Source organism: Aminobacter sp. UC22_36 (assembly GCF_044056035.1).
GTDB lineage: Bacteria > Pseudomonadota > Alphaproteobacteria > Rhizobiales > Rhizobiaceae > Aminobacter.
Window position 1 is genome coordinate 3539506 of record NZ_CP171996.1, and the last position, 16747, is coordinate 3556252.

At 62.6% G+C, this 16747-nt stretch carries 12 protein-coding genes and 1 pseudogene; 3 read left to right on the forward strand and 10 right to left on the reverse strand.

Annotated elements, in window-relative coordinates; all coding sequences use genetic code 11:
- Positions 1-24: 24 nt before the first annotated feature.
- The 5 genes and pseudogenes from ACHMW7_RS20775 to ACHMW7_RS20795 form a co-directional block, all read right to left on the reverse strand.
- Positions 25-789, reverse strand: coding sequence for a patatin-like phospholipase family protein (locus tag ACHMW7_RS20775; RefSeq protein ID WP_395451392.1), 765 nt, complete (start codon positions 787-789; stop codon positions 25-27).
- On the reverse strand, positions 687-2201 hold the full coding sequence (locus ACHMW7_RS20780; RefSeq protein ID WP_395447375.1) for a M16 family metallopeptidase: 1515 nt from the start codon (positions 2199-2201) through the stop codon (positions 687-689). The genes ACHMW7_RS20775 and ACHMW7_RS20780 overlap by 103 nt, the downstream gene beginning before the upstream one ends.
- A gap of 4 nt (positions 2202-2205) precedes the next feature.
- Complete coding sequence (locus ACHMW7_RS20785; RefSeq protein ID WP_395451393.1) at positions 2206-3528, reverse strand: M16 family metallopeptidase; 1323 nt, start codon at positions 3526-3528, stop codon at positions 2206-2208.
- A gap of 164 nt (positions 3529-3692) precedes the next feature.
- Positions 3693-4248: pseudogene (gene rsmD / locus ACHMW7_RS20790) on the reverse strand (16S rRNA (guanine(966)-N(2))-methyltransferase RsmD).
- The gene (locus ACHMW7_RS20795) at positions 4248-6446 is read right to left on the reverse strand and encodes a pseudouridine synthase (RefSeq protein WP_395447376.1); all 2199 of its coding nucleotides are present in this window, start codon (positions 6444-6446) and stop codon (positions 4248-4250) included. The pseudogene rsmD and the gene ACHMW7_RS20795 overlap by 1 nt, the downstream one beginning before the upstream one ends.
- A 76-nt stretch (positions 6447-6522) precedes the next feature.
- On the opposite strand from ACHMW7_RS20795, the gene ACHMW7_RS20800 reads away from it, so the two are divergent.
- The gene (locus tag ACHMW7_RS20800; RefSeq protein ID WP_395447377.1) at positions 6523-6975 is read left to right on the forward strand and encodes a nucleoside deaminase; all 453 of its coding nucleotides are present in this window, start codon (positions 6523-6525) and stop codon (positions 6973-6975) included.
- A gap of 56 nt (positions 6976-7031) precedes the next feature.
- Here the strand turns inward: ACHMW7_RS20800 and ACHMW7_RS20805 are convergent, their stop codons facing one another.
- From ACHMW7_RS20805 to ACHMW7_RS20815, 3 genes are all read right to left on the reverse strand, one after another.
- The gene (locus tag ACHMW7_RS20805) at positions 7032-7649 is read right to left on the reverse strand and encodes a hypothetical protein (protein WP_395447378.1); all 618 of its coding nucleotides are present in this window, start codon (positions 7647-7649) and stop codon (positions 7032-7034) included.
- A gap of 186 nt (positions 7650-7835) precedes the next feature.
- The gene (ileS, locus tag ACHMW7_RS20810; protein ID WP_395447379.1) at positions 7836-10805 is read right to left on the reverse strand and encodes an isoleucine--tRNA ligase; all 2970 of its coding nucleotides are present in this window, start codon (positions 10803-10805) and stop codon (positions 7836-7838) included.
- A gap of 232 nt (positions 10806-11037) precedes the next feature.
- On the reverse strand, positions 11038-11841 hold the full coding sequence (locus ACHMW7_RS20815; RefSeq protein ID WP_395447380.1) for a MipA/OmpV family protein: 804 nt from the start codon (positions 11839-11841) through the stop codon (positions 11038-11040).
- 214 nt (positions 11842-12055) lie between these two features.
- Between ACHMW7_RS20815 and ACHMW7_RS20820 the strand changes: the two genes are divergently transcribed.
- Positions 12056-12616, forward strand: coding sequence for an HdeD family acid-resistance protein (locus tag ACHMW7_RS20820; protein ID WP_395447381.1), 561 nt, complete (start codon positions 12056-12058; stop codon positions 12614-12616).
- Here the strand turns inward: ACHMW7_RS20820 and ACHMW7_RS20825 are convergent.
- Together ACHMW7_RS20825 and ACHMW7_RS20830 are read right to left on the reverse strand one after the other, a co-directional pair.
- A complete protein-coding gene (locus ACHMW7_RS20825) occupies positions 12613-13596 on the reverse strand; it encodes a bifunctional riboflavin kinase/FAD synthetase (RefSeq protein ID WP_395447382.1) in 984 nt (327 codons plus the stop codon). The genes ACHMW7_RS20820 and ACHMW7_RS20825 overlap by 4 nt on opposite strands.
- A gap of 8 nt (positions 13597-13604) precedes the next feature.
- Entirely contained in the window at positions 13605-14465 is an 861-nt protein-coding gene (locus ACHMW7_RS20830; RefSeq protein WP_395447383.1) for a TIGR01459 family HAD-type hydrolase, read from the reverse strand.
- Positions 14466-14720: 255 nt separating this feature from the next.
- On the opposite strand from ACHMW7_RS20830, the gene ACHMW7_RS20835 reads away from it, so the two are divergent.
- Positions 14721-16709 (forward strand): pilus assembly protein TadG-related protein, encoded by a 1989-nt coding sequence (locus ACHMW7_RS20835; RefSeq protein ID WP_395447384.1) that lies wholly within the window; start codon positions 14721-14723, stop codon positions 16707-16709.
- Positions 16710-16747: the final 38 nt, after the last annotated feature.

Genomic DNA, 16747 nt, shown 5'->3' on the forward strand with positions numbered 1-16747 from the left:
GCGGGAAACGTCGACCCGCCTGGGTTACTGAAGGATCTCGTCCACGGCGCGCTTGAGCTCGTCCTTGATCGCAACCGTCTCGGCCATCACCTGGTCGATCTTGAGGAAATCAAGCGCTCTGAAGCGCGACACTGGCGGCCTGAGGAAGATGTCGGGCGGATTCTGACCAAGCTTGTTGGCGATGATCGACTGCATCATCAGCTGGCTGGCACCGAACATCAGATCTATGGAGTTCGGCTGCTTGCGCCCGTTTTCGAACGGCGCGCCGACGACGTCGATGGCGATGGTGTAGTCGGCCAGGCCCTCGAGCAGGTCGAACGGCACCGGATTATAGATGCCGCCGTCGATGTAGAGTGTATTGCCACGCGTCACAGGTTTGAACACCGCCGGGATAGCCGCCGACGCGGCAAGGGCTGAAAACAGCTCGCCCTCCTCGAACACCTTCAGGCAATGGCCATAATAGTCGGTTGCCGTCACCTTCAGCGGTAGCTTCAGTTCCTCGAACGTCGCCGGCACGCCCTCGGGCAAAAACGCCTTGAGGATACGCTCGACATTGAACTGGGTGACCCTGATGCCGCTTTCGACCATCTCCGCAAGCGTGCCCGGCCGGGCACGCCACATGCGGCTTGCCACTTCACCCGGCCGGCCGAGAACGGCACGGGAATGCTCGTGGATTTCCTTGCCGGTCAGGCCGGCGGCCATGCCAGCGCCCATGACCGCGCCAATGGAGGAGCCAGCGACCGCCACCGGCTTGATGCCAAGCTCGTCCAGCGCCTCGATGACATGGATATGGGCAAGGCCGCGTGCGCCGCCGCCGCCAAGTGCCAGTGCGAAGGTGGCGCTGATCCCTTGCTCGCTTCGACAAATTTCGGACCCAGGATCATGATCGCCGGTTCGACCGACAAAAGCTTGCGCGCCGCTGCCTTGACGTCGTCGAGCTTGACCGCGTTGATCAGGTCGATGCGCCTCTGCATGTAATCGATGCCGAGCTTGTCGGTCTGCAAATCGACCAGTGTGCCGGCGATCGCGCCAGAAGAATCGAGATTGTTGATGGCATAAGCGCCCAGCATGTATTTCTTGGCCGCGTCGAGTTCGGCTTCGGAAGGGCCCTCCTTCGCCATCTTGCGGATCACATCGCGGATGACGCCAAGTGTTTCTGCTGCCCGGTCCGAACGCGTCGCCGTGCCGATGATCAGCGACGACGAATGCTCCTGGTTGATCAGTGCCGAACTGACGCTGTAGGCGAGCCCGCGTTTTTCGCGAACCTCATCGAACAGCCGCGACGAGAAGGTGCCGCCGCCGAGGATGTGTTCCATCAGAGCAGCAGCGAGAAAGTCCGGCGCCTCGCGCGGCACGCCGGGATAGACAAGCTGCAGCGAGGTCTGCGGCAGCGGGTACTCGATGTGCATCGTCTGGCCGAGCTTCGGCTCGACACGTTCGACCGGACGCAATTCAGCCTTTTCAGGCAACTCGCCAAAAACCTGGTCCAACCGCGTCTTCAGAGCTTCGGCATCGATCGCGCCGACGACGGCGACATGGATGTTTTCGCGGGTAAAATTCGCCTTGTGGAAGGCGCGCAGGTCATCCGCCGTGATCGTGGCCAGCGATTTCTCCGTGCCCATGTCAGGTCGGGCATAAGGATGCGTGCTGTAGATCGCCTCGGCCCATTTGCGAGCCGCCTGGGTTTCGGGATCACGCGCATTGGCAACGATGCCGTTGACGATCTGCGAGCGGATGCGGTCGATCGGTGCCTGATCAAAGCGCGGCCTCTCGACGGCGAGCTTCAGCAGTTCGAACGCATCGTCCTGCCGCTCGGCCAGCATACGCATGCCACCACCGACGGCGTCATTGCCTTCGTTGAAGCCCATCTCGGCGCCGGCCTCATCGAGCTTGATCTGGAAGGCATCGCTGTCGAGATCGCCGGCACCTTCGTCGAAAAGCCCGGTCATCAGATTGGCTAGCCCTTCCTTGCCTGCAGGGTCCTGCGTGCTGCCCCCATCGAACAGGAACTTGATCGCGATGATCGGCACCGAATAGTCCTCGACCAGCCAGGCGGTGATGCCCTTGTCGGACCTGACCTCCTGGATTCGGACTTCGGCGCGGGCGGCAACAACCGCCGGCAGCACCAGAAACATCAGCGCCAGCATCAGCGTCGTCGCTGAAACGAGCACCTTGAAACGCATTGCCATGAGCATGGTCATCAAATCATTTCTCGACAGATTTCGCCGGCAGCAGATAGCCGGCAACCGAATGGTCGGGATTGAGGTATTTGGCGGCGACCGCCTTGATCTGTTCGGTCGTCACCGCGCGTATCCTGTCCGGCCATTGTTCGATGTCGGCGACGGTGCCGCCCGTCGCCAGCGTGGCGCCATAGATGTTGGCCATGCTCGCCTGGTTGTCGCGTGCGAAGATCATCGAGCGGACAAAGCGATCCTTGGCTTTTTCAAGCTCGTCGGATGTCACGCCGTTGTTGATGATGCGGCGGATTTCGACATCGACCGCCGCCTCGACCTGCTGCAACCCGGCTTCGCCACGCGGCGCGCCGTAGACGGTGAAGCTGGTGTCGTCGACCATCGTGCCCTCGAAGAAGGCGCCGGCGGAAGAAGCAATGCCGTCCTTGACCACGAGGCCCTGATAGAGCCGGCTTCGGTTGCCGCCGCCGAGGATTTCCGAAAGCAGATCGAGCGCCTCGGCTTCGCCTGGCCCAGCCGTCTGGTAGGACGGCACCACCCAGGCCTTGGAGAAGCTCGGCACGCTGACACGCTCGTCGGTCAGTTCGACGGTGCGCTTGGTGTTCTGCTCCGGCTCGGTCGGGCGGATGCGTGGCGGCAGGTCGGGACCGCGCGCGACCTTGCCATAGGTCTTTTCGGCCAGCGCCTTGACCGTCCCCGGCTCGACATCGCCGGCAACGATCAGGATCGCGTTGTTGGGCGCGTAATACTGGTTGTAGAAGGCGGTCGCGTCGACCCGGTTGAGCTTTTCGATCTCATGCATCCAGCCGATGACCGGCGTGCGATAGGGCTGGTTCTGGAACAGCGTCGCGTCGACTTCCTCGTTGAGCAAAGCGCCGGGATTGTTTTCGATGCGCGAGCGGCGCTCTTCGAGGATGACATCGCGCTCGGGTCCGATCACCGCATCGGTCAGCACCAGATTGCGCATCCGGTCGGCTTCGAAACTCATCATCGTTTCAAGCGCTGCCGGCGTAACCGTCTGGTGGTAGGCGGTGTAGTCGTATGTGGTGAAGGCGTTTTCGCTGCCGCCGATTTCGGCGACCTTCTGGCCGAACTCGCCCGCCTTGTGGTTGGTCGTGCCCTTGAACATCAGGTGCTCGAAGAAGTGGGCGATGCCTGACTTGCCGGGCATCTCGTCGGCGCTGCCGACCTTGTACCAGACCATGTGGGTTGCGATCGGCGCGCGATGATCGGGAATGACCACGACCTGCATGCCATTGTCGAGCGTAAAGCTGGTGACCGTCCAGTCGCTGCGCGGCGTCTCGGCCAGGGCCGGTGCCGCCCAGGCCAGGCCCATAGCGAATACGGCCGGCAGCGAAGCTTTCGCCCGCAAGAATCCCAAAATCATCAACAGCCTCTGTGTGTGGACGTGCCTGCCTTATAGGCTTTGGCTCAAAGTGGCGGGAAGTGAATTGTTCGTAACCTTCCGGCCCGAAAGAGGCCGAAGTCAGGCGCCGACAGCTATTCGGCTTCGATGAAGCGGATCACCGTCTCGCCATAGGAACGTTCGTCGACGATGGAAAAGCCGGGGCCCGGCTCAAAGGCCGCGGCGGCAGCCTCTTCGACGACAAACAGCGCACCCGGCGCAAGCCAACCGCCGGCACGGGCCGAGCGCAGAGCCTTCTCGCCTAGTCCCTTGCCGTAAGGCGGGTCGGCGAAGACCAGCCCAAATGGCCCAAGCGTGCCGGCATCGCCGAGACCAGTTGCGTCGCGGCGGAAGATCTTGGTCCGGCCTGTCAGGCCGAAGCTTTCGACATTGGTGCGAATGAGCCCGCGGCCTTCCGCTGATTCCTCAATGAAGACGCAATACGAGGCGCCACGCGACAGCGCCTCGATGCCGAGTGCGCCCGTGCCGGCGAAAAAGATCGAGCACGCGCGCGCCTTCGAGCCTGTCGCCGAAGCGATGGGCAAGCATGTTGAACACCGCCTCGCGGGTGCGGTCGGTGGTCGGACGGATGGCGTTGTCACGCGGCGTGGCCAAAGGCCGGCCGCGCAATTCGCCACCAACAACCCGCATCAGCCGCGATCCCGGCGCGGACCGCCCGGCCGTCCACCACGCGGGCCATCACCCTTGGGCTTGTCAAAGCGTGGCTTGTCAGAACGGGGCTTGTCAAAGCGTGGCTTGTCGCGCGGCGGCCTCGCTGCTGCTTCGGCCTTGGCCTTTTCGCTCTGCGGACGCGCGCCCGGCGCCATCCAGACATTGGCCTTGCGGGCGCCGGGGGTTTCGAAAGGCTTCTTTTCGCGATCGTCGCCCTTCTTGCCACCGAATTTCGGACGGTCGCCAAACTTTGGCTTGTCACCGAACTTAGGCTTGTCACCAAATTTTGGCTTGTCGCCGAAGCTGGGCTTGTCGCCAAACTTGGGCCGCTCGGTCGACAGGCGGCCAAGCACGTCCTCGCGGTGGCGCTCGTTGGAGCGCTTGCGGTTCTTGATCAGGCCGCCCTCGCCGATACGGCCGCGTTCGCCATCGCGCTGGAATTTCGGACGCGCCGGCTCCTCTTCACGCGGCTTTTCATGGCGGAAGGTAGGCTTGTTGGAGAAAGGCTTGACGATATCGGCGTCGAAATTGGCACCCGACTCCTCGATCAGCCGCTCGCCAAGCTGGTCGCGCAGCATCTTGCCCTTGATCTCCTGGACATGGCCTTCCGGCAGCTCGCCGAGCTGGAACGGGCCATAGGAGATACGGATCAGGCGGTTCACTTCGAGGCCGAGCGCGCCGAGGATGTTCTTGACCTCGCGGTTCTTGCCTTCACGCAGGCCGATGGTGATCCAGGCATTGCTGCCCTGCTCGCGGTCGAGCGTCGCTTCGATCGAGCCGTAGAACACGCCCTCGACGGCGATACCGTCCTTGAGGCCGTCAAGCGTCTTCTGCTCGACCTTGCCATGGACACGGACGCGGTAGCGGCGCAGCCAGCCGGTCGCCGGCAGTTCGAGCACGCGCGACAGCCCGCCATCATTGGTGAGCAGCAGCAAGCCTTCGGTGTTGATGTCGAGCCGGCCGATGGTCATCAGGCGCGGCAGCTCCTGCGGCAGCACGTCGAAGACAGTCTTGCGACCCTCGGGATCGCGGTTGGTGGTGACCACGCCCGCCGGCTTGTGGAACAGGAACAGCCGGGTGCGCTCGATCGGCGGGATTTCCATGCCGTCGAGATGAATGATGTCGTCCGGCATGACGTTGACGGCGGGCGAGGCCAGTATCTTGTTGTTGACCTTGACGCGGCCAGCAGCGATCAGTTCCTCGGCATCGCGACGCGAAGCCAAGCCTGCGCGCGCCAGGCGCTTGGCGATGCGTTCGCCCGGCTCGGGCGCATCCTCGGGCCCACGCGAACGTGGCTTGAAGCCCTCGGTCGACGGGCGGCGGTCGCCATCCGGCCTCGGACGGAACGCCCTCGCCTCGCCGCCTTCGCGCTTCTCGTAAGGCCTGCCGCCCTCAGGGCGCGGTCCCGAACGGATCGGGCGGTCACCACTTGCAGGACGTGCCTCGCCGTCGCGCGGTCGGAATTCACGCTGCGGGCGCTCGCCACCTTCGGCAGGGCGCGCACGATAAGGCTTGTCGCCGCCAAACGAACGGCCGCCTTCACGCTTTTCGTAGGGCTTGCCTTCGGGGCGCGGACCCTTGCTGAACGGGCGCTCGCCGCTTGCGGGACGCGCTTCGCCGTCGCGCGGACGGAATTCACGATGCGGGCGCTCGCCACCTTCGGCGGGACGCGGACGATAAGGCTTGTCGCCGCCAAACGAACGGCCGCCTTCGCGCTTCTCGTAGGGCTTGCCCTCGGGGCGCGGGCCCTTGTTGAAGGTACGCTCGCCGCTTGCAGGACGCGCTTCGCCGTCGCGCGGACGGAACTCGCGCTTGGGACGTTCGCCCCCCTCGGCACTTGCGGCGGGACGCGCACGATGGGGCTTGTCGCTACCAAAGGAGCGGCCGCCTTCGCGTTTTTCGTAAGGCTTGCCCTCGGGACGCGGTCCCTTGTGGACCGGGCGCTCGCCACTTGCCGGACGGGCGTCGTCGCGCGGGCCGAAGTCGCGCTTGGGACGATCAGGACGATCGCCACCGCCTGCACCAGCAGGACGCGGTGCGTACGGCTTCTTGGCAAATGGCTTGCCAGCACCTTCGGTGCGCGGCTTGCCGAATTTCTTCGCGCCGCCATCGCGGCCGCCTGCGCCAGCCGGCTTGGAGCCGCCCTTGCGGGGGAATTTCTTACGATCGTCGTCCATAGTGGCCTTTGCCCTTTTCGGCGGCTAGATAACAGGAAGCTCGGGGGTTAGCGAGGGGTAACAGGATGGTTGAGGCGTGAAACGGCCCGATTACATGGCATTGGCCTTTGCGGAGGCGGAAGCTGCGGCCGAACGCGGCGAAGTGCCGATCGGCGCGATCATCGTCCGCGGCAGCGAAATCGTCGCGCGCGCCGGTAATCGTACCCGCGAATTGAACGACGTCACAGCCCACGCCGAAGTGCTGGCGATCCGCGAGGCGTCGGAGAAATTCGGCTCCGAACGGCTCACCGGCCACGATCTCTATGTCACGCTGGAACCTTGCACCATGTGCGCCGCCGCCATTTCGTTCGCACGGCTGAGGCGGCTTTACTTCGGCGCTGTCGACGACAAGGGCGGCGCGGTGGTCAGCGGCGTGCGTTTCTTCGCCGCGCCAACCTGCCATCACACGCCGGACGTCTACCCGGGGATAGGCGAAACGCGCGCGGCCGAAATACTGAAAGGCTTCTTCAAGGACCGTCGCGACCTCTAACGGGCTTTGCGCCCTGACGGACGCAAAGCGTTGGTCGCGCCGTATTCAACGCTGGATCAGAACGGCCACCAGTTGCTGCCCTTCTTGGCAAGCTTCTTCTTGCGGCGTTCTTTCTTGATCTCGTCTTCACCGAGTTCGTCCTGCGCTGCGGACGCAGCCGCCTCGCGATACACCAGCGGCGGCTCGCTCAGATATTTGCGGCTCGTGGCATTGCCCTGCTTGCTCTCGCGCAAGCGGCGCTCGATCTCGATCTTGCGCTGGGCCGGTGTCCACTTGCTCATGTCAGGGCCGTTCAGCGACGACATGTCGTTGACGACCTGGGGTTCGAAATTGGGATTGTCGCGGTTCTTGGTGGCATCGTCGCGGATACGGGCGCGGCGCGCCTCGGGCGATTCGGGCCAGTCGGCACTTGCGGTGGTGACAATGTTGTCCTGCGGTGCAGGCAGCGCTGCCACTTGGCCGGTCTTCGGCTTCACCAGCTCGGGACGCGGCTTGTAGTCGATGCTGTTGGTCTTCGGCTTCAACGACAGGATGTTGGTGATGTCGCCAGCGAGCTGGGTCGTCGCCGTCTTGTCGGTGCCGTAGGTAGGCGCGCTCATGCAGCCCGTAAGCGCCAGGCCGGAAACGGCGAGCGACGCAAGCAAAGCCCCGCGCGCGCTGATGCGGTCCGTCATGCCAGTAATTTTCACTCGAACGCCTCTCGCTAGATGCCGGCCTTGAGCCGGGTCCCGGTCCGTATGCTCATCCGACGGAATTCCGGCGACAATTTGTCTGCCGAAGTTTCGCGCTTTTACATTAATGGCCCGTCAAGGGCAACGACCGGCCGGAGATGTCCGCCGGTCGTTGCATTTCAGCACCTGTTAGAACCGGCCTAGCGCCTTCAATTCGTGCAGTGCCGCAGCATCGCGCGCCGACACGTCGGCAAAGGCCGCGTCCGAGCCGACGTCGCTTGTGTAGCGCCAGGAGCGCGCGCACTTGACCAGCCCACGGCCTTCCGCCTTCTCGACGACCACGGCCACGCCCGGAACTTCGCGCAATGCGAAAGAATCGACCGGGATGTCTTCGTGCGAGATGACAAGGTCGCTGGTGATGCTGATCTCGGCCAGGTCGATGCCCGACAGGGCTTCTTCGAGCACCGCATCGGTCATGTAGACCACGGGAACCGCTTCAAGCGACGAGCCGATTGTCTTCTTGGCCCGCTCCAGCTCCAGGGCACCAGTGACAACGCTGCGGACCTGGCGGATCTTGCGCCACTTCTCGGCCAGCGCTTCGTCGCGCCAGGCCGCTGGCACGTCGGGGAACTGCTCGAGATGCACCGACTCAGCCTGCGGATTACGTTCCAGCCACGCCTCTTCGGTAGTGAAGGGCAGCATCGGCGCCAGCCACTTGACCAGACAGTTGAACAGCTCGCGCACGACATGAACAGCCGCCTTGCGGCGGATGCTCGACGGCGCGTCGCAGTAGAGCACGTCCTTGCGGATGTCGAAGTAGAAGGCCGAAAGCTCGACAACCATGAAGTCGATCAGCGCGCGGGTGATGCGCTTGAACTCGAACTCGTCATAACCCTTGCGCACCAGCGCATCGAGTTCGGCAAGCCGGTGCAGCATCAGCCGCTCCAGCTCCGGCATCTCCGCCAGCGCAACTTCCTCGCCATCGTCATGAGCGAGCGTGCCAAGCATCCAGCGGATGGTGTTGCGCAGCTTGCGGTAGGCGTCGATGTTGGTCTGCAGCACGTTCTTGCCGAGGCGCTGGTCTTCCCAATAGTCTGTTGTCATCACCCACAGGCGCAGGATATCAGCGCCCGACTGCTTCATGACGTCTTGCGGCACGACCGTGTTGCCGAGCGACTTCGACATCTTGCGGCCTTCCTCGTCCATGGTGAAACCATGGGTGACAACCGCCTTGTAGGGCGCACGGCCGCGCGTGCCGCAGCTTTCGAGCAGCGACGAATGGAACCAGCCGCGATGCTGGTCGGAGCCTTCGAGATAGACGTCGGCCGGCCATTTCAGGTCGGGGCGATCTTCGAGCGTAAAGGCGTGCGTGGAACCCGAGTCGAACCAGACGTCGAGAATGTCCATCACCTGCGTCCACGCCTCGTTGGCGCGCGAACCGAGGAAGCGCTCACGCGCGCCTTGGGCGAACCAGGCGTCGGCACCCTCCTTTTCGAAAGCCTCGACGATACGGGCATTGACCGCCTCGTCTTTCAGCACGTTGCCGTCGGCATCGGCGAAGATGGCGATCGGCACGCCCCAGGCGCGCTGGCGCGACAGCACCCAGTCAGGGCGCTCCTCGATCATCGAGCGCAGGCGCGTCTGGCCGGCAGCAGGAACGAAGCGAGTGTCGTCGATGGCCTGCAGCGCGCGGCTGCGCAGCGTCGTGCCGTCGCCAAGCTGCTTGTCCATGTAGACGAACCACTGTGGTGTGTTGCGGAAGATCACCGGCTTCTTCGAGCGCCAGCTATGCGGATAGCTGTGCTTGAGACGGCCGCGCGCAAACAGCGCGTTGCACTTGATCAGTTCCTCGATGACGGCCTTATTGGCGTCGCCCTTCTTGCCGTGGTCATCGATGACGCGTGCAGCGCCGCCCTCTCGATCAGGACCGAAACCTGGCGCGTCCTTGGTGAAGAAGCCAGCGTCGTCGACGGTGAATGGCAGGCGTGTTTCGATGCCGCGCTTTTCAAGATCTGCCGCCGCGTCCATCCAGGCATCGAAGTCCTCGCGGCCGTGGCCAGGCGCGGTATGCACGAAGCCAGTGCCGGCATCGTCGGTGACATGATCGCCGGCAAGCATCGGCACGGGGAATTCGTAGCCACCGCCAACACCTTCGAGCGGATGCGAAAGCACAAGCTTTCCAAGCTCTTCGCCAGCGATGCTACGGATCCGATTCAGCGTCACCTTGGCCTTGACAGCCGCCTCTTCAGCCAGCGCATCGGCGAAGATCAGCTTCTCGCCGGGCTGCGGTCCGAAGTCGTTCTCCGCAGCTGTAACCTCGTAGAGGCCATAGGCAACGCGCGTCGAATAGGCGACGGCGCGGTTACCGGGTATTGTCCACGGTGTAGTCGTCCAGATGACGACATGGGCGCTCCAGAGATCCTCCGGCGTCCGATCGGGGTGAAATTCGATCTTGCCGCCGTCTCTAACCACATGCTGAGGATCCACCGGGAACTTCACCCAGATCGTGTCGCTCTCGTAGTCCTGGTATTCGACCTCGGCCTCGGCGAGCGCCGTGCGTTCGACAACCGACCACATCACCGGCTTGGAACCGCGGTAGAGCTGGCCCGAATTGGCGAACTTCAGCAGCTCGCCGGCGATACGCGCCTCGGCGTGGAAGTTCATCGTCGTATAGGGATTGTCGAAGTCGCCGACGACGCCGAGCCGCTGGAACTCCTCGCCCTGGACCTTGATCCAGCCGGCAGCGAACTCACGACATTCCTTGCGGAACTCGTTGATCTCGACCTCGTCCTTGTTCTTGCCGGCGGCGCGGTACTTTTCCTCGATCTTCCATTCGATCGGCAGGCCGTGGCAGTCCCAGCCGGGCACATAGTTGGAGTCATAGCCGCGCATCTGGAACGAGCGGGTGATGACGTCCTTGAGGATCTTGTTCAGCGCGTGGCCGATGTGGATGTTGCCGTTTGCATAGGGCGGGCCGTCATGCAGCACATACTTCTCGCGGCCGGCGGCCGTTTCGCGGAGACGCTTGTAGAGGTCCATCTTCTGCCAGCGGGCAACCGTCACCGGCTCCTTCTCGGGCAGGCCGGCGCGCATCGGAAACTCCGTCTGCGGCAGGTAGAGGGTCTTGGAATAGTCGATCTTTTCGGACGTATCTGTCATTTGTCTTGCCATCTTGCCCGGCAAAGCTGCCACGGGCGTTCAACTGTCATGATCTGGAAAAGGCGCCGTGCAGCGCGCAGGCAAATAGTCCCGGACTTGCGGACAGCCTCAGGCCACCCGGAAGGCCGGGCCCGTAATTCGTATCGCAGTCGCGAAGACGGGCGCGAAAAATCTCATGGCCGCGCTTTTAGCGGAGCCGGAGCGCGGAATAAAGCGCCTAATTCGCTAGATATCAAAGGTTGAAGTCGAAGCGGTAGCTGGTCGACACGCCGACCGTCAGCTGGTCGCGCGAGCCGCGCTCCTTGACGATCGTCGAATCCGCCGCCGACCCCATCAGCCTGGAGTACTCGGTGAACAGGCTCGCCGTGACGTTGTCGGTCGCCTTCCAGGTGACCGCGCCGCCGACGCCGGCCGAGCGCATGCCGCCGCTTGGATTGTACTGGCTGATGCCGGAGGCCGCGGCTTCCTGCGCGCTGACGCCGTAATAGGTGTCGAAATAGTCGTCGGAAGCGAAGGAGACGCGCGGGCCGCCTGAAACCCTGATCTCGGGCGTGACGTCGTGGAAGGCATCGACGGCGATATCGGCGACGATGCCGCTATGGGCGCGAATGCCGTGCCGGACCTCGGCGCGGGCGCGCATCCAGTCGGTCGGATAGAATTCGAAGAAGCCGCCGATTTCGCCGCCCCAGCGGATGTCGTGCAGGCCCTGCAGCTCGTGTTCAGCGTCGCGGCCGAAGATGATCTTGCCGTTCAAGCCGGCGCGCACGCCGCCATCGTCGATCAGCGCCAGCGAGATATTGTCGTTGCGCGAGGAAAAGCGAACGTCATTGCCGGCCTTGCCGAGAGAAATGATCGGCTGGGCGCTGAACAGGTATTTCTTGGAACCCTCGAAGCGGGGCGCGACCATGCCGGTGGCGCCGAGCGTCAGATACCAGTCGCCGGAGAGAAAGCCGAATGCGCCTTCGCCGGCCATCGCCGGTCCGCTGACCAAAGCAAGCGTGGAAACCGCTGCCGAAATACGACCGAAAGACTTCATCACAACCCCGCGTACGCTACGAACCCAATCGCCAGGACCATTGGGTTTGACGCAAACAACGTAAAATTTGAATTAAATTCGCCATTTGCAACAAACGTTTATTTCTCCCCTAGCGTACCCGCCACTGGACCGACTCACCTGCCAAGGCTAGCCTCCAGACTGGGCACAATGCCACCTTTTGATGAGAACTGATCATTTTGAGGAGTCCGGCTTGATGACTATTTCCGACCAGATGCCGCAGGGCACGCTTGCAGAAATGCGCTCCAAATGGGGCTGGTTCGTCGCGCTCGGCGTGCTTGTGCTCGCTCTCGGCATCATCGCCGCCGGCAATCTCATGATTGGTGCGGCAGCATCAGTGCTCATTGTCGGCACGATGATGATCGTTGCCGGCGTGATCGAGATCTTTCATGCCTTCGGCGTCAAGAGCTGGGGTAGCTTCTTCTGGTGGCTGCTCAGCGGCATCCTATATGTCGTCGCCGGATATCTGGCCTTCGCAAACCCGTTGCTGACCACTGCGGTCCTGACGCTTTTGCTGGCGGTCAGCCTGATCGCGTCAGGCCTGCTACGCGTCTGGATCGGCTTCACCAGCAAGGGGCTGCAAGGCTGGGGCTGGGTCGTGGCGGCCGGCATCATCACCGTGCTGGCAGGCCTCGTCATCGCGATGGGCTGGCCAACAAACAGCCTGAAGATCCTCGGCATTTTCCTTGCCGTGGACCTGATCTTCCAGGGCATCACCTACATCGCGTTCGGCTTCGGCCTGCGCAAGGCCGCCTAAAAGGCGATCGCCTGATCAAGTTCGGAGAGAGGGCGCACGCCTTGGAGCAGCGCCCTCGCCTCGGCTTCGTCCTGCTTCATCTGCACCACAAGCGCATCGAGGCCTTCGAACTTCACTTCACCCCTGAGGTAGCCGAACAACGACACCGAAGCGACTTCGCCATAGAGGTCGCCGGAAAAATCGAAGACGAAGGTTTCGAGCAGCGGCGCACCATTGTCGTTGACTGTCGGGCGCCGGCCAAAACTTGCCACCCCGTCATGCAACGAACCGTCGGCGCGGCGGAAGCGGACGGCATAAATGCCCTCCTTCAGACCGGTCTCGGACGAGAGGCACATATTGGCGGTCGGAAATCCCAGCGTGCGGCCAAGCTGCGCGCCACCGACCACTTCAGCTTCGACGGTGTAGCGATAGCCAAGCAATCCAGCCGCTTCTGCTGCCTCGCCCTTGGACAGCAGTTCGCGGATACGGCTCGACGAAATGATCTCTGCGCCTTCGTCGCGGAAGGCATCGACCGGCGTCACGCCGAAGCCATGACGTTTGCCTGCTTCCATCAGGAAAGCCGGGCCGCCCTGCCGGTTCTTGCCGAAATGGAAGTCGAAGCCGGTCACCACGTGGCTGATGCCCAGCCGCTCCTCCAGAATGGACGTGACAAAATCCTCGGCCGAAAGGCTGGCGAACTCGCGCGTGAACGGCCTTTCGACAACGCCGGCAAAACCGAGCGCCTCGATCAGCCGCGCCTTGACCGGCGGCGGTGTCAGCACAAACAGCGGAACGTCAGGCCGAAACACCTTTCGCGGATGCGGCTCGAAGGTCAGCACAAGTGCTGCCACGCCCCGTCGACGCGCCTCTTCCAGCGCGCGCTCGAGTACTGCCTGGTGGCCGCGATGGATGCCATCAAAATTGCCGATGGCGACGACGCCACCGCGCAACCACGCCGGCACCGGCTCTTCCCCCGAAATGCGAAGAAAGCTCTGTTTCATCGTCACGTCTACCGAAGCCTTGGGATAGTCGCCACTGGCGAATAGCCGTGCTTGTCGAGGAATGCCGCCAGCATGTCGGGGTCGGGCGCATGCGGTTCGCCATAGTCGCGTGCATGAATGCCGCCGGAGACATAGAGGACGTCGATGCCGTTGTCGGCCGCACCCTTGACGTCGGTGAACATGCCGTCGCCGATGGCCAACGCTTCCGCAAGCTTGACCTCGCGGCCGAGCACCTCCCCCGCTGCCGCCAATGCCGCCTCGTAAATTGGCCGGTGCGGCTTGCCCGACACCAGCGTGCGCCCGCCAAGCTGGCCATAGTCGCGCGCCAGAGCACCGGCACACCAGATCAGTTCGTGGCCGCGTTCGACAACGATATCGGGATTGGCACAGATGAACGGCAGGTTGCGGGCGCGCAGACGGCGCAGCATCTCGGCATAATCGTCGGGTGTTTCGGTCTCGTCGTCGAAAAGTCCGGTGCAAACCACAACGGAGGCCTCGAATTCCTCGACAAGATCGACGTCGAGACCGTCATAGATCGGAAAATCGCGATCGGGGCCGATGTGGAAGACACGGCGCGGTCCCGAGCGGATCAGGTCGCGCGTGACATCGCCTGAAGTCACGACCCGATCCCAGGCGGTTTCAGGCACGCCAAGGGTTGCCAGCTGAGCGATGACGCCGGCGCGCGGACGCGGCGCGTTGGTGATCAGAACGACGGCGACGCCCTTCTCGCGTGCCGCCTTGAGGGCTGCAGCCGCTTCCGGGAAGGCGTCGACGCCGTTGTGGATGACGCCCCAGACATCGCAAAGCAATGCCTGATAGCGGCCGGTAAGCGCTTCGAGCGACGCGATTGATTGCGGCAAGCCTGCCATTGTCTGTCCTTCGATCGGTCCCAACGGGAGACTTTGGCTGAGCCGCCAAGCAGCCCGGAATTATCCGAACCGGCTCGTCCTGTCACCAGCTTTCGCGGGGACCAGCTGCATCGCAAAATCGAGTTCGGACACCTGCTGGCAACCGCACGGTAAACAATCGCCTAACCGCAAGCTACGATTTCTCGGTAGATTAGGAACCGCAAATTTAATGATTGTGTGCGACTTTGCCTCGGTAGAGCTCAGGGGCCCCCTTCCATGATCCGGAAATTCCTGCAGGACAGGCGCGGTAGCTATGCAATCCTCACGGTCGCCGCGATGGTTCCGATCATGGGCGCCTTGGCACTTGCCATCGACTATTCGGAGATGTCGCGCCAGCGTGAGATCACCCGAAACGCACTCGATGCGGCCGGCATAGCAACAGCCCGGCGGATCATCGAAGGCGCAACAGACGATCAGCTCAAAATTTATGCGAACGACTTCTTCAAGGCCAATCTCGGTCCGGTGAAACCGTCGAACACGACCCTCACGGTTACGCTTCCCAACAGCATCTCTGGTGGCGGCACGCTGAAGCTGGAGGCCAATCTCAAATACGATCCCTACTTCGTTCCGGTCGCCGCCGCCTTGCTCGGCAAGGGCAGCGGGTCGAACCAGATGGATTTCGCGGTAAGGTCCGAAGTCCGCCTGAAGAACACGCTCGAAGTCGCACTCGTTCTCGATAATTCGGGCTCGATGAGCGAAAACGGGTCTGGCACCGGCCAGAAACGCATCGACCTCTTGAAGTCTGCGTCAAAGCAGCTTGTCGAAACACTTGCAGCGCAAGCCGCACAGATGAAGCAGATCGACAAGCCAGTGCAATTCGGGCTCGTGCCGTTCTCGGCTTCTGTAAACGTCGGTCCGAAAAATGACGACGAGCCATGGATGGACTTGGACGGCCGCTCGCCTGTTCACCACGAAAATTTCGACTGGTCTCAGATGACCGCGGCAAATGCCCCTTCGATCGGCAACAGATATGCCGAGCTATCTGGCGGCATCTGGCGAAAACGCGGCGCAGGCTGGGGCGACACCATGGACATGCCGCTGACACGGTTCAGTCTCTATCAGGATATGACGGTCCAGTCTGACCGCGAGCGTGTCGAAGGCAGCAGGCACTACGTCTGCTACAAGAAAAAGAAGAACAGCGACAAATGCGAGTCCGGCGCCTACGAGTACGACTACACCTATACGTACAGCCAGTTCTCCAGCTGGCAGGGATGCGTTGAGGCGAGGCCGGCGCCCTACAACAATAATGACGCCCCAGCTGTTACGACCAATCCCGCGACACTGTTTGTACCCATGTTCGCGCCGGACGAGGCCAGACATCTTTGGCGGCTGGACATCGATGGCGATGGCGACATTGATGACAATAGCAGCGACCTGAACTCAGACAGCTTCGGTTACTCGAACAGCTGGTGGGCCGACTGGGACAATTCCACCGCAGGCGTCCGCCAGCGGGACATGCGCAAGTATTTCCGTATCAAGCCTTATGGCTCCGCAAGTCCGGGATCGGGCGACGGCCCCAGTGCGGGCTGTTCAACAAATCCCATTACGCCGCTCATCGATGTCAGCAAGTCCGAAGGCAAGGAAGAGATCAAGACTGCAATCGACGCGATGGCACCCACCGGCAACACCAACGTTCCCGAGGGCACCGCATGGGGCTGGCGCGTGGTTTCCAGTGTCGCGCCCTTCACCGAAGGCCGCGCAGATGGCGAAAAGGGCAACGACAAGGTCGTTATTGTTCTGACCGATGGCGCCAACACTTATGGCGACCTTGGCAGCACGGATGACGCAGGCAACAAGTCGACCTACGCCGCCTATGGCTACGCCGGCAAAGGCTACGATGGCGGCAGTACGAGCCGTATCTTCATGGACACCAGCAGTTCCGTCGGCAAATCCACCTACACTGGCGACAACTATCAGGCGGCCATGGACGAGCACATGCAGAAGGTGTGCGCGAACGCCAAAGGCCCAAATGCGCGCAAGGTAACAGGCGAAGGCAACGACAACGTCATCGTCATGACGGTGTCGCTCGACTTGAGCGAATCCTATTCGGACGAAAAGAAGGCGATCGCCGCACTCAAGAACTGCGCCTCCTATTCGCGCAGCACCGTCGGCAAGAAGCTTTACTGGAACGCCACAGGCGCCAACCTGATGCAGGTGTTCAAGGAAATCGCCGACGAGCTGTCGAACCTGCGCATCGTCAGCTGACGACAGTCGCGGAGAAATGAAAAGGCGCCCTCCTCGCG

Bases quoted from the DNA above. Each gene is read 5' to 3' on its own strand.
- ACHMW7_RS20780 (WP_395447375.1), bottom strand. From the start codon at position 2,201: ATGACCATGCTCATGGCAATGCGTTTCAAGGTGCTCGTTTCAGCGACG.
- ACHMW7_RS20785 (WP_395451393.1), bottom strand. From the start codon at position 3,528: ATGGGCCTGGCCTGGGCGGCACCGGCCCTGGCCGAGACGCCGCGCAGC.
- ACHMW7_RS20795 (WP_395447376.1), bottom strand. From the start codon at position 6,446: ATGGACGACGATCGTAAGAAATTCCCCCGCAAGGGCGGCTCCAAGCCG.
- ACHMW7_RS20805 (WP_395447378.1), bottom strand. From the start codon at position 7,649: ATGACGGACCGCATCAGCGCGCGCGGGGCTTTGCTTGCGTCGCTCGCC.
- ileS (WP_395447379.1), bottom strand. From the start codon at position 10,805: ATGACAGATACGTCCGAAAAGATCGACTATTCCAAGACCCTCTACCTG.
- ACHMW7_RS20815 (WP_395447380.1), bottom strand. From the start codon at position 11,841: ATGAAGTCTTTCGGTCGTATTTCGGCAGCGGTTTCCACGCTTGCTTTG.
- ACHMW7_RS20820 (WP_395447381.1), top strand. From the start codon at position 12,056: ATGACTATTTCCGACCAGATGCCGCAGGGCACGCTTGCAGAAATGCGC.
- ACHMW7_RS20825 (WP_395447382.1), bottom strand. From the start codon at position 13,596: ATGAAACAGAGCTTTCTTCGCATTTCGGGGGAAGAGCCGGTGCCGGCG.
- ACHMW7_RS20830 (WP_395447383.1), bottom strand. From the start codon at position 14,465: ATGGCAGGCTTGCCGCAATCAATCGCGTCGCTCGAAGCGCTTACCGGC.
- ACHMW7_RS20835 (WP_395447384.1), top strand. From the start codon at position 14,721: ATGATCCGGAAATTCCTGCAGGACAGGCGCGGTAGCTATGCAATCCTC.